This window comes from Janthinobacterium sp. ROICE36 (assembly GCF_002869965.1).
GTDB lineage: Bacteria > Pseudomonadota > Gammaproteobacteria > Burkholderiales > Burkholderiaceae_D > Janthinobacterium.
Map to the genome: position 1 here is coordinate 56612 of NZ_PEBS01000015.1, position 12926 is coordinate 69537.

Annotated in this window: 11 protein-coding genes; 2 read left to right on the forward strand and 9 right to left on the reverse strand. The window is 59.9% G+C overall.

Annotation, left to right across the window (positions count from 1 at the left end; genetic code table 11):
• Positions 1-43 precede the first annotated feature (43 nt).
• Positions 44-373, reverse strand: coding sequence for an iron donor protein CyaY (gene cyaY / locus CSZ94_RS08665; RefSeq protein ID WP_102121143.1), 330 nt, complete (start codon positions 371-373; stop codon positions 44-46).
• A 40-nt stretch (positions 374-413) separates the two neighbouring features.
• Between cyaY and lptM the strand changes: the two genes are divergently transcribed.
• On the forward strand, positions 414-596 hold the full coding sequence (gene lptM / locus CSZ94_RS08670) for an LPS translocon maturation chaperone LptM (protein ID WP_034778304.1): 183 nt from the start codon (positions 414-416) through the stop codon (positions 594-596).
• Here lptM and CSZ94_RS08675 read toward each other — a convergent pair.
• The 5 genes from CSZ94_RS08675 to CSZ94_RS08695 form a co-directional block, all read right to left on the reverse strand.
• Positions 593-1246 carry a sulfite oxidase heme-binding subunit YedZ gene (locus CSZ94_RS08675; RefSeq protein WP_102121144.1) on the reverse strand — a complete coding sequence of 218 codons (654 nt, stop codon included), beginning with the start codon at positions 1244-1246 and terminating at the stop codon, positions 593-595. The two genes, lptM and CSZ94_RS08675, sit on opposite strands and share 4 nt — an antisense overlap.
• Positions 1247-1255: 9 nt before the next feature.
• Complete coding sequence (msrP, locus tag CSZ94_RS08680) at positions 1256-2233, reverse strand: protein-methionine-sulfoxide reductase catalytic subunit MsrP (RefSeq protein WP_102121145.1); 978 nt, start codon at positions 2231-2233, stop codon at positions 1256-1258.
• 82 nt (positions 2234-2315) lie between these two features.
• Positions 2316-3467 carry a c-type cytochrome biogenesis protein CcsB gene (gene ccsB, locus CSZ94_RS08685; protein WP_102121146.1) on the reverse strand — a complete coding sequence of 384 codons (1152 nt, stop codon included), beginning with the start codon at positions 3465-3467 and terminating at the stop codon, positions 2316-2318.
• A gap of 48 nt (positions 3468-3515) precedes the next feature.
• Positions 3516-5612 carry a cytochrome c biogenesis protein ResB gene (locus tag CSZ94_RS08690; protein WP_102121147.1) on the reverse strand — a complete coding sequence of 699 codons (2097 nt, stop codon included), beginning with the start codon at positions 5610-5612 and terminating at the stop codon, positions 3516-3518.
• A 185-nt stretch (positions 5613-5797) separates the two neighbouring features.
• Entirely contained in the window at positions 5798-6469 is a 672-nt protein-coding gene (locus CSZ94_RS08695) for a c-type cytochrome (protein ID WP_102121148.1), read from the reverse strand.
• Positions 6470-6655: 186 nt separating this feature from the next.
• Between CSZ94_RS08695 and yihA the strand changes: the two genes are divergently transcribed.
• The gene (yihA, locus tag CSZ94_RS08700) at positions 6656-7393 is read left to right on the forward strand and encodes a ribosome biogenesis GTP-binding protein YihA/YsxC (protein WP_102121149.1); all 738 of its coding nucleotides are present in this window, start codon (positions 6656-6658) and stop codon (positions 7391-7393) included.
• Between the two features lie 70 nt (positions 7394-7463).
• Here yihA and CSZ94_RS08705 read toward each other — a convergent pair whose 3' ends face one another.
• The 3 genes from CSZ94_RS08705 to CSZ94_RS08715 form a co-directional block, all read right to left on the reverse strand.
• On the reverse strand, positions 7464-8372 hold the full coding sequence (locus CSZ94_RS08705; protein WP_258000853.1) for a hypothetical protein: 909 nt from the start codon (positions 8370-8372) through the stop codon (positions 7464-7466).
• A gap of 250 nt (positions 8373-8622) precedes the next feature.
• On the reverse strand, positions 8623-11733 hold the full coding sequence (locus CSZ94_RS08710) for an efflux RND transporter permease subunit (RefSeq protein WP_102121150.1): 3111 nt from the start codon (positions 11731-11733) through the stop codon (positions 8623-8625).
• Positions 11730-12902 (reverse strand): efflux RND transporter periplasmic adaptor subunit, encoded by a 1173-nt coding sequence (locus tag CSZ94_RS08715; protein ID WP_102121151.1) that lies wholly within the window; start codon positions 12900-12902, stop codon positions 11730-11732. The genes CSZ94_RS08710 and CSZ94_RS08715 overlap by 4 nt, the downstream gene beginning before the upstream one ends.
• Positions 12903-12926 lie beyond the last annotated feature (24 nt).

Consider the following 12926-nt stretch of genomic DNA (forward strand, 5'->3'; position numbering starts at 1 on the left):
CAGCCTGCAAAGGCTGCCCTTTTTTATTGCCGCGGCGAAAAGCTTATTTCAGGACCACGGGCGCGCCCGCCTGCTCGCTGGCCATGGCCGACAGGGCCGCAAACAGTTCCGAGTCGTCGCGCGTGTTGCGCCACTCGTCGCCCACGCGTTTGTAATGAAAACCGCCCGAGCGCGCTGCCACCCACATTTCGCGCATGGGAGCCTGGCTGTTGACGATGATTTTCGTGCCGTTATCGATGAATTCGATTTCCAGCACATTGCCGCTGCGGCTGCATTCGACGTCGAGCACGTCTTCATCGTTCAGGCGGTCCAGCGCCGCAGCGATCTGGGTCAGGGTGGCTTCGGCCAGGGCCAGGAATTCCGATTCGCTCATGCTACACTCCAAAGATCTTAATCAAACCGTGATTCTAATCGTGAAGTCATCCTCAGCGTTTTATATCGGCACCGCCATTGTGGTTTCTAGCGTCCTGGCCGGCTGCGGCCAGCCCGGTCCCCTGTACCTGCCCAAGCCGCCTGCGGCCAAGGGCGCGCCCGCCAAAGGCCCGGTTGAACCGGCCCCCGTGCCACCGCCACCGGTGATCGTGCCGGCCACCTAAGCAGAACGCACCGGGGTGGCGGCATGCGCCGCCCTGGCGCTTTTCACACGCTTGTTCCAGGCGAAAACCACGCGTATTAACAACAGTAGCGCGACGATACTGCCAAACAGGATAGGTTGCGCGAAATTGTGCTTGCCCGCCTTCATCCACCAGAAGTGCAAAATGCCCAGCGGCGCGATGACGTAGATCAAGCGGTGCAGCCACTGCCAGCGCTTGCCGCCGAGGCGCTTGACCATGCCATTCGTGCTCGTCACGGCCAGCGGAATCAGCAAGACGAAGGCGATGAAGCCCACCGTGATGAACGGGCGCTTGAGCACATCCTTCCACATTTCCTGCACATCAAAAAAGTGATCGAACCACAGGAAGGTGGTGAAGTGCAGTGCCGCGTAGAAAAACGCGAACAGGCCCAGCATCCGCCGCAGCTTGATCAGCCAATTCCATTGCGTGAGGCGCCGCAAGGGCGTCACCGCCAGGCTGATGCACAGAAAATACAGGGTCCAGTCGCCCGTACCGCGCGTGATGAATTCCAGCGGCTCCACCAGTTGCCCCGTGTACGTCAGCCACACCATGCGCGCAAACGGCAGCAGCGCCAGCAAAAAGATCAGGCTTTTGAAGAGCGACAATTGTCTCGGCGTGGGGTTGAGGGCCATGGTCTTTCCTTAAAAGAACTTCTTCAGATCCATGCCCGCGTACAAGGAAGCGACATCGTTGTAGCCGTTGAACATCAGGGTCTTGCGCTTGCGCGTAAGAAAGCCGTCTTCGCCGATACGCCGCTCGGAAGCCTGCGACCAACGCGGATGATCGACGTTCGGGTTCACATTCGAGTAAAAACCGTATTCGGACGGGGCCGACAGGTTCCAGGAAGTGCGCGGCTGCTCCTTGACGAAACGGATCTTGACGATGGATTTGGCGGACTTGAAACCATATTTCCACGGCAACACCATGCGCACGGGCGCGCCGTTCTGGTTCGGCAAGGTTTCCCCATACATGCCCAGGGTCAGCAGTGCCAGGGGATGGTTCGCTTCATCGATGCGCAAGCCTTCCGTATAGGGCCATTGCAGCACGCGGCTGCCCACGCCCGGCATTTGCTTCTTGTCGGCCAGGGTGATGAATTCCACATACTTGGCATTGCCCGTCGGCTCGACCTTCTTGATGATTTCGGAAAAGGAATAACCAATCCACGGAATCACCATCGACCAGCCTTCCACGCAGCGCAGCCGGTACACGCGCTCTTCCAGCGGCGCCAGCTTCAGCAAGGCATCGAGGTCGAGCGTCATCGGCTTTTTCACTTCGCCTTCGATACTGACCGTCCACGGCCGCGTGCGCAGGGTACCCGCGTTTTGCGCCGGGTCGCTCTTGTCCGTACCAAATTCGTAGAAATTGTTGTAGCTGGTAGCGTCTTTGTAAGCCGTCTGCTTTTCCAGCGCCGAATAGGCGGGATTGAGCTTGGCAGCCAGCTTGGGATTCGTGCCTTGCGCGAAAGCTTCGCGGCTGGCCATTTCCAGCAAGGCCGCGCTGGACACGGAGCCCAGCGCCACTTGCCTGATGAAGCTGCGGCGCGATTCAAACACGGCGCGCGGCGTGATTTCGGAAGAATACGGCAATTCGATGCCGTTGGGACTGCGCTTGATCAACATGGCGGCTCCGGGAAAAGGTGATGATATACCTTACACCAATTTTCCCAGGCCGTTCATGACGCTTCTGTCATGCAAAAATCAATTACAGTTTGCCGTAAGAATGCAGACCGGAAAGGAACATGTTGACACCCAGGAAGGCAAACGTCGTCACCAGCAAGCCCACCAGCGCCCACCAGGCGGCAACACGGCCGCGCAAGCCAGTCATCAATCGCATGTGCAGCCAGGCTGCATAGTTGAGCCAGACGATCAGCGCCCAGGTTTCTTTCGGGTCCCACGACCAGTAGCCGCCCCACGCTTCGGCCGCCCACAAGGCGCCCAGGATGGTCGCTACCGTGAAAAAAGCAAAGCCCACGGAAATGGCCTTGTACATGACGTCGTCGAGCACTTCCAGCGAGGGTAGACGGTCGACCAGGTAGCCGCTCGATTTGAGCAGGTACGCCGCCGCCACCATGGCCGACAGGGCGAACGTGCCGTAGCCGATGAAGTTGGCCGGCACGTGGATCTTCATCCACCAGCTTTGCAGGGCCGGCACCAGCGGCTGGATTTCGGCCGCGTCGCGCGTGACCGTGTACCACATCAGGAACACCACGGCCGCCGAAATGACCAGCATGACGAAGGCGCCCAGCTGGCGCGTCGCATAATGCTGCTCGTAATACAGGTAGAACATGGCCGTGATCAGCGAGAACAGGATGAACACCTCATACAGGTTCGACACGGGAATATGGCCCACGTCAGCGCCGATCAGGTAAGACTCGTACCAGCGCACCAGCATGCCCGTCAGGCCCAGCACCACGCCGGCCCAGCACAGCAGGGAGCCGACCGAGGAACCGAATTCCGAACGCGCCACCAGGCCGATCCAGTAGAACAGCGTCGACAGCACGAACAGGGTGCCCATCCACAGGATGGCGGACTGGCTCGACAAGAGGTATTTCAGGAAGAATTTCTGGTTCGCCATTTCCAGATGACCGGCGTACAGTTCGATGGCGAACAGCGACAGCACGGCCGCCAGGGGGATCAGCCAGCGCACGGGCTTCCACTGCCAGCCCAGCCACGCAAACGTGGGCGCCGCTGCCAGCAAGATAGCCTTTTCATAGATATCCATGAAGGCGCCAAAGCGCATCAGGCCGAACAGGGACGCGGCCAGCAAGCCGGCGCCATACAGCCAATCGATCGGGCTCAGGCGCTTGAAAAATCCTGGTTCCTGGGTATAAATTTGCTTGTTTGCCAATTCCATATTTTCTCCATTCCCGGCGACGCGCAAGCGTCCCAGACACAGCGCAGCTTACGCCGATTGCGGCAGCTTTGCCTTCAAAGTCTCAAATTCTTTTTCAAAATCCAGCGTCTTGCGTTGCGTGCTCATGGCCATCAGCGCCTCGCTGCCGCCCTCGCCATCCTTGATCCACACCCACAGGCGGCGCTCGCGGATATAAAACATGGAAAACACGCCGATCACGAGGAACAGGCAACCGAGGTACACCACGCTCTTGCCCGGCGAACGCGTCACTTGCAGCACGGACGCCTTGATTTCCGTGAACTCGTCCAGTTGCAGATACACGGGTGCACCATAAAAGACGCTGTCGGACAGCGCATTCGTGGCCAGCTGCAGGAAGCGGCCGTGCTTGTCATCGGCCTCGATGGCTTTCAAGCCATCCTGGGCGCGTGCCGCCTGCCACAAGTCCCACAGACTGCCATTCAAGATTTTCATGAAGATATCGGCCGCTTTTTCTTGCTCGGCGGCAGGAATTTTCTCCAGGAAACGCGAAATGGCCAGGAAACCGCCATCTTGCCCATTGCCGGCAAAGATGCCCAGGCTTTTCGCCGCCGATTCCTGCAACTGGCCGCGCAGGGCTTGCGCGCCCGCCTGCGGCATGGCGCGGGCCGCATAGCGGGCGGCGGCCTGCTGACGCAGCGCGGGATCTTGCAGGGCGGCACGCAAACGCATCCACTCGTTCACGCTGTAATTGTCATCGACAGGAATGCGCAGATAGCTGAACGGGTCGCTGGGATTGACGCGCATACCGGCCAGGAACACCGTCGTGCCGTCCACGGTGACAGGCTGCATGTAATTCTGGTACTCGCGCGCCTGGCCCGTCTTGTCGCGCAATTTGTATTGCACCGAAGGGCCAACGTTCTTGATATCCTTATTATGCGCGCTCTTCGCGGCCGAACCGAGGCGCTTGTCCAGGCCGACGGCAAATTTATCGTTGAAACTTTCCGCCTTGCTGACGGCGCGCACATCCTGGCCGGCGCTGAGGTTTTCCACGTTGAACGGACGGAAACCCGACCATTCCACCGTGTAGGAATTGCCATCGCTGCGCTCGAGCGGCGTACTGCCGCCCACTTCGCCGCCGATATCGAAGCGTTTCGTCGTCTTGCCCGTCATGGGAAAACCCGTCAATTTAAGCTTGCTGCCGCCATCTTCAAAGCTGGACTGGTACAGGGCCAGTCCCTTGTACAGCAGCGGCTGGTTGACTTTGATGGTTGCTGGGAAACTTTCACCCGTGACATGGTCGGTGATGACGACATCGCTGGCAAACAGCTTGGGCATGCCCGTGCTGTAGAAATCGATATGGAATTTTTTCAGCAGGATGGTGATGGGCAGATCCTGGATCAGCACGCCATCGGCCTGGGGAATGATGGCCGTGTTGCTCGACGAGCCTTCCGGGATCATGGTGTTGCCGCGGAAAGTAGGATTCGACAGGCTCAAACGGTGCTGGGCAGGAATGTCGGCGATCACGCCGCTGCCGGAAAACGGCGTCTTGCCAAAGAACCATTGCTGTACGCGGATCGGCATTTCCGAATCGAGCAAGCCGCCCACGCAGATGATGACGATGGCGCCGTGGGCAAAGATATAACCCCATTTATTGGCGGCGCCCCGCTTGGCGGCCACCAGGGTGGCATTGTCCTTCTCGACCACTTTGGCCGCATAGCCGCTGTCTTTCAGGCGCATCACCATCTGCTGCGCCAGCACGGCGCGCGGCAGCGGCGCCTGCCATTCCATCTTGTGATGGAAATTGCGCAAGGATTGCTCGCGCACATTGTCGCGCCAGCTGCGCATATCCTTGAGCATCTTCGGCGCATTGCGCACGATGCACAGCGAGGTCGAGGCGACCAGGAAACCCATGATCACCAGGAACCACCAGGCCGAATACACGGAGTACAGACTCAGCTTGTCGAAGACGGAGAACCAGAACGGACCGAACTGGTTCACATAATTGGGCATGGGCTCGTTCTGCTTGAGCACGGTGCCAATGATGGAAGCGACGGCGATCAGGGTCAGCAAACTGATGGCAAAGCGCATCGACGAGACCAGCTCGACAAATTCAGCCAGGCTGCGGCGTTGGGTCTTTAACTCGATTCCGGTCGTGCCTGTGCTCATACGTTGATACTCATACTGGATATGCAATCTTGAGGAAAGTGGCAAGGAGCACAGGATATGTCTGCGCGCAAGGCGGCAGCATACTCCTGTTTGGTCCCTGCCATGAAAAAGGGCAGCCTGTTTGAGACGGCCGCCCTGGTTCATGCGCGCTGGTGCGCCTGGCAATCGCTTGCCACTATGAAAACTTACTTCAGGCCGGCGATATAGTCGGCCACGGCGGCGATTTCGTCATCCGACATGCGGGCGGCGATGGTGTGCATTTGCGCACTGTTTTTGCGGGCGTCGGCCTTGGTGTTGCGGAACATGGCCAGCTGGGCCACCGTGTAATCCTGGTGCTGGCCGGCGATGCGCGGATACTGGACGGGCATGCCATTGCCCGTCGCGCCATGACAGCTGGCGCAGGCGGCGACTTGCTTGGAAGCAATGCCACCACGGTAGATTTTCTTGCCCAGGTCAATCGTATCCTTGTTTTTCGCGGCGCCCGGCTTGGACAGTTGCGCGCCCAGGTAGGCGGCGATATTCTTTTTGTCAGCGTCGCTGAGCATCTTGGCATAGGTCGTCATGACGGGCTGATTGCGCTCCGGCGTGGTGAAGTCGACCAGTTGCTTGTAAATATAGCTTTCGTGCTGGCCGGCCAGCTTCGGGTTGACCGTGATGGTCGAATTGCCGGCCGCGCCATGGCAGGACACGCAGGCAGGCAAGCCGCGCGCCATATCTCCATCGGCGTACAGGGTGGCGCCCTTGGCGGCGTCGGCCTTGACGGCCGGTTTCGGTGCTTCGACCGCGGAAGCAGTTGCCGATACAGCCAGCAAAGCGAGCAGCATGGATTGGACAAACGGTGAAAACGCACGATTCATTCAGGCACCCTGAGACAGTGAGAAATTAGTGGTGGACATTGCCGTGCTCCCGAGATTTTTGATTTATTTTCAGGGCTGCAAGCCGCATCGCTGCTACGCCGGCAACAATTAACAATCCCTTATTGTACAATAGCTTCTTGGCGTTATCGCTCCCTTATCGCTCCATTTTGTTGCTTTACTACTCCCATGTCAAAACTCTGGCAAGCCCGCTTCTTTACGACCGTCAACCAATTGCGTGACCTGCCCGATACCACGGTGCCGGAAATCGCTTTTGCCGGCCGCTCCAATGCCGGTAAATCGACCGCCATCAACATCTTGTGTAATCAGAAAGGCTTGGCGTTCGCCTCCAAGACACCTGGCCGTACCCAGCACATCAATTACTTCTCCATCGGCGGCGCCCACGTGGCGCAGCACCGCAAGGATGCCACCATCGTCGAAGAGATCGAATGCCTGCTGGTCGACTTGCCCGGCTACGGCTACGCGGAAGTGTCGGGCTCGGCCAAATTGCACTGGCAGCGTCTGCTGGGCGACTACGTGCAGCGCCGCGAGCAATTGGCAGGCCTGGTCCTGATCATGGATTCGCGCCGCCCGTTCACCGACCTCGACGTCCAGATGCTGGAATGGTTCGCCCCCACGGGCAAGCCGATCCACTGCATCCTGACGAAAGTCGATAAGCTGAACCGCAATGAATCGGTCAACGCGCTGCGCCAGGCGAAAGCCAAGCTCGACAGTTATGTGGATGAAGACGGCATCGGCTTCCCGTTCACCGTGCAACTGTTCTCGGCATTGAAGCGCGTCGGCATCGATGAAGCCAATGACAAGATCATGGAACTGGCCGGCATCAGCGAAGATGGCGCGGCGCAGATGGTTGAACTGATCGAGATGGAAGACGACGTCGAGCCAGAATCAGACAAACCGGCTTGATCGACATCAACGCTGTGTAAAAAAGGCTGCCCGTTCACACGGTGCAGCCTTTTTTTATTGCGCTGAGCGTTTAGCGCCGTCCCGGCCCTGGCCGCTTCTCCGAAAAGAATTCCTGGCGCAGGAAGGCAGTCAGCTCGGCCGTGTCTTCCACGCGGGCGCTGAGGTTGACGTTACGCCCCAGGCGTCGCGATTCCCAGACGAAATCACCGGGCTTTTCGGCACGGATCAGCTGGATCATCTTCTTGATAATGGCCGATTCGATATCAGGCTCGTTGCCCAGCTCGACTTTTTCCTGCTTCAGCCAATTGCGCTTGAAGTTGCCATTCCAGCCCTTGAACTTGACTTCGGCACTGAAGGAGGTCTGGTTGACGATGGAAAACACACCCCCCGAATCCTCGCGGTCGCTGCCGGAATTGCGTCCCTGCGCGCCGGCGATATTCGCCTTGGCCACGCGCATGGCACGGTCGTTCTCGCTTTCCTCGGCCGGCGGCGCAGGATTTTGCGCCTGGCGCTGCTTGCGGCGCTGCTCGATCATCGAGCTCATGTCTTCAGCCGGCGGCGGCGGCAACGGCACTTTCGACACCAGCGGCGGCGTGAATGTTTCCAGTTTCGGCTTGTCACGCGGCACGTCTTTTGTAACCACGCGCTTGCTCGGGGCCGGCGGCGGTTTTACCTTGGCCACTTTCGTGTCCTTCGGTTTCGGCGTAGGCTTGGGCTGCGGCTTCGGTTGCGGCTTGTCTTTCAGCGGCGCGATGTAGACCATCGCACTTTCCTTCTTCGGCGGCGGGATCTTTTCAATCTTGTCGCTGCGCAACAGGGCATACGCCGCCAGCAGCACGTGCAGCAAGACGGACACGCCCAGCACAACCTTGCGCGTGGTGCTGGTCCTGGACCCGTAGGCCGGTGGTGGCTGGATCACTTGCCCGCAGGTGGGGCAAACGTCGGAATCGGCAGCCAACAAATGGGTCGTGTCATGCAAAATGAATCGTGCTTTCTGTGTAGCGAAGAAATAACATTACAGGGCAGCCATAGTGCCAGAGTCCCTTGCTTTTGGGAACACTTCGTCGGCCTTTCCAACCCGAAGCGTACAGGATAGCGACATTCCTTGCAGCAGTAACAGCGTACCCGAGCCGCCCCTTGACGGTTGTTACCGTATGTATCACTGCCCATACAAAACCGGCGCCCCATTCACGCAGGAAGGGGGCGCCGGCCACGGGTCACGCAAGCGCTCAAGCCTTGTTGTCGAGTGCTAGCAGTTGCTCGTCCGTCACCGGCCCCGTGCCGCTGTACTTGTCCAGGAACAAATAGATGACGGGGGTAATGAACAGGGTAATAACTTGTGAAAACAATAATCCGCCGACCACGGCCAGGCCCAGCGGCTGGCGCAGCTCGGCGCCGGCGCCCAGGCCCAGGGCGATCGGCAAGGCGCCCATCAGGGCCGCCGCCGACGTCATCATGATGGGGCGAAAACGCAGGATGCAGGCCTGACGGATGGCTACAGCCGGGCTCATGCCCTCGTTGCGCTGCGCATGCAGGGCAAAGTCGATCATCATGATGGCATTTTTCTTGACGATACCGATCAGCATCAAGATACCGATGATGGCGATCATGGTCAGGTCCATGCCGAACAGGCGCAAGGTCAGCAAGGCGCCCACCGCCGCCGACGGCAAGCCAGCCAGGATGGTCAGCGGGTGGATATAGCTTTCGTACAGGACACCGAGCAACACATAGATCACGGCCAGCGCGGCGATGATGAGGATGATCTGGCTAGCCTGCGAATCCTGGAACACGGCCGCGTCGCCGCCGTAGCGCGTGATGATGGAGGCCGGCAAGCTCATGTCCTTGCCCATCACGTCGATCTTGCCTGTGGCGATGCCCAGCGGCACGTCCGGCGCCAGGTTGAAGGCAATCGTGACGGCCTGCAGCTGTCCCTGGTGATTGATGGCCGTGGGACCGATAGTGCGTTCCACATAGGCAATACTCGACAGTTTCACCAGCTCGCCCGACTTGCTGCGTACGGACACGCGCGTGAGCGCATCGTCATACTGGCGGTCCGGCGTGGCCGCTTCCAGGATCACGTAATAGCTCGCTGCCGAGGAATAGATGGTCGACACTTGCCGCTCGCCAAAGGCGCTGTACAGGGCCGTGCGGATATCGGACATTTGCACGCCCAGCAGATTGGCCTTGTCGCGGTCGATCCGGAGGGACGCCTGCAAGCCCTTGATCTGCGAATCGCTGGTGACGTCGCGGAAAGCGGGATCGGCGCGCATGCCCGCAATAAACTTTTCCGCCCAGTCATTCAAGGCATCGGGACTGACGCTTTGCAAGGTGTACTGGTAGCGGCTCTTGCTCTGGCGCCCGCCCAGTTGCAAGTTTTGCACGGGACGGAAATACACGGCCATGCCGGGCACGGCGCTCGTCGCTCGGCGCAGGTTTTCCAGCACCACGGGCATTTTCGGCCGTTCGCTGCGCGGCCTCAGGACCATGAACATGCGGCCTGTGTTGCCGCCGCCGACAAACGAGGTCACATCCTGCACGCTGGGGTCCGCCTTGAGCACGGCCGCTACGCGGGCTTGCAAGTCCTGCAATGCCGCCGAGGAGATATCCTCCGACGCTTCCGTGTTCACCTGGATCTGGCCCAGGTCTTCCTCGGGGAAGAAGCCTTTCGGAATGGTAGCGTACAGCAGCACCGTCAGCACAAAAGTGCACACGGCGATGAACAGCACCACGTTGCGGTGCGCCAGGGCCTTGTCGAGCAGATGCACGTAAGCATTGCGCAATTTCGTGAAACCCGCCTCGAAGTGGCGTCCGATGAAGGACTTTTCGCCATGCGTGGGGTCGCTGTCATTGTGTTCGCGCGTATCGGCCGGCAGGAAGCGGCTGGCCAGCATCGGCACCAGGGTCAGCGACACGATGGCCGACACGAGGATGGACAGCGAGACGACGACGGCAAACTCGTGGAACAGCAAGCCGATCACGCCCGGCATGAAGAAGATGGGGATGAACACGGCCACCAGCGAGACGGAAATCGAAATGATGGTAAATCCCATTTCCTTGGCACCCACCAGAGCCGCCTGGATCGGCTTCTTGCCCATCTCGATATGGCGCACGATGTTTTCCAGCACCACGATGGCATCGTCGACCACCAGGCCCACGGCCAGGGTAATGCCCAGCAGGGAAACGTTGTCGAGGCTATAGCCGAGCCAGTACAGCAGGGCCAGCGCACCGAGCAGGGAAATCGGCATGGTGATGGCCGGAATGAAGGTGGCCGCCGCGCGGTGCAGGAACAAAAAGATCACCAGCACCACCAGGATCACCGTCAGGGCCAGGGTCAGGTTGACGTCGTGAATGGCTTCGCGAATCGAGACGGAACGGTCGTTGACCAGACTGATCTGGATGGAAGCAGGCAATTGCGCCTTGAAGCCCGGCAAGAGCTTGCGTACGGCATCGACCACTTGCACGGTATTGGCGTTCGGTTGACGCTGCACCAGCAAGGTGATCGAGCGCTCGCCATTGAAACTGCTGGCCGTCTTGGTCGACTGGAAACTGTCTTCCACGTCGGCCACTTCCTTCAGCCGGACGGCTTGGCCATTGCGCGTGGCGACGATGAGTTCGGCAAAATCGGCCGCCTTCATCATCTGCGGGTTGCCCTGGATGGTCAGCGTCTGGCTGGGGCCGTCGAGGATGCCCAGCGGCGAATTCGTGTTCGACGCGCGCAGTGCGGTGGCCAGCTCGTCCATGGTCAGGTTGCGCGCGTTCATCAGGTCGGCACGGGCACGTACGCGCACGGCGAAGCGTTTCTGGCCATTCACGCTGACCTGGGCCACGCCAGGCAGGGTCGACAGGCTGGGCGCAATCAGGTTTTCCGCATAATCATTCAGATCCGACAAGTTCAGCGATGGCGACGTCATCTGGATGAACAGCACGGGCGCATCAGCCGGATTAACCTTGCGGTAGGATGGCAAATCCGTCATTTCCGTGGGCAATTGGCGCTGCGCGCGCAGCAGGGCCGCCTGCACGTCGACAGCGGCCTCATTGACATTGATGCTGGCGTCAAACTCCAGGGTCAGCGAAGTATTGCCCCGGGTACTCGTGGAAGTGATCAGGCTCAGGCCGGCGATGGTGGAAAACTGCTTTTCCAGCGGCAAGGCCACGGAGGACGCCATGGTATCGGGGCTGGCGCCGGCCAGGTCGGCGCTGACGTTGATGACGGGCGTGTTGTAGCTCGGCAAGGCCGCCACGGGAATGTGGCCATACGCCAACACACCGGCCAGGATGATGCTCAGGGACAACAGCACCACCATGACGGGGCGGCGAATGCTCAATTCGGACAGGTTCATGCTGGCTTGCCTTGCGGTACGACGGCGCCATCGGCGGCCTTGTGTTTTTCCGCCAGGCGCAATTTGCCGCCCGGACGCAAGTTCTGCTTGCCATCGACGATGATTTTTTCATCGCCGTTCAATCCGGTGACGACGGCATTCGGGCCGAAGGCATACACGCGGGCAATCTTGCGCACCTTGGCGGTGTTGTCCGCTTCCATCGAATACACGAAGATGCCCGTGGTATTGGTGATGATGGCGTTTTGCGGGATGACCAGCGCATCCTTGAGCGTGCGCACGGTCAGCTGCGTATTCACATACTGACCAGGCCACAGGTCGGTGCCAGCATTATTGAAACGGGCCTTGATCTTGATCACGCCCGTGGCGGGATCGACGGCATTGTCGATAAAGTTCAGTTTGCCATCGAGCTGCTTGCCGCCGGCATCGGCCAGCAGCGCCTTGACCGCCACGTCGCCCGCCTTCTGCGCCGCCAGCAAGCCCGAGAGACTGCTTTCCGGCAAGGTGAAGACCACATCGATCGGGTCGAGCTGGGTAATGCTTGTCAGTGATGTGGTCGGCTGCACAAGGCTGCCCGCGTAGACGCTGATGGCGCCCACGCGCCCCCCTTGCGGCGCGCGCAGGACGGTGTAGCTGGAGTCGACCTGGGCGGCGCGCAAGGCGGCCTGGTCGGCGGCCAGCAAGGCGCGTGCCGCATCGAGCTGGCTTTGCAGGGTGTCCACGGCGCCCTGGGCGATGAAGTTCTTGCTCAGCAAATCCTGGCTGCGCTTGAGCTGGCGTTCGAGGTCCTGCACCGAGGCGCGGTCGCGCAAGACTTGCGCCTGGGCCTTGTCGACGTTCGCGTACTCGCTGCGGGCGTCCAGCGTGAACATCAACTCGCCCTGTTTGACGAACTGGCCTTCGCGGATGTGCACCTTGGTAATCGTGCTGGTCGTCTGCGGATGCAGATCGACGCTGCTGATCGGCATCACGCTGCCATTGGCTTGCAACACCATCGGCACATCCTGGCGCAGCGGCGCGACCACGCTCACCGTCGTTGGTCCCTGCCCGCCCTTGCCCCCTTTGCCATCCTGCCCACCGGCCAACACGCCGGACTGATGATTGAAATACCAGATACCGCCACCGATACACAGGGCAGCACCCACGAGGATTGCCAGGCTAGTCTTTTTCATTGTTCTGTCATGCTGTTGCAGCGC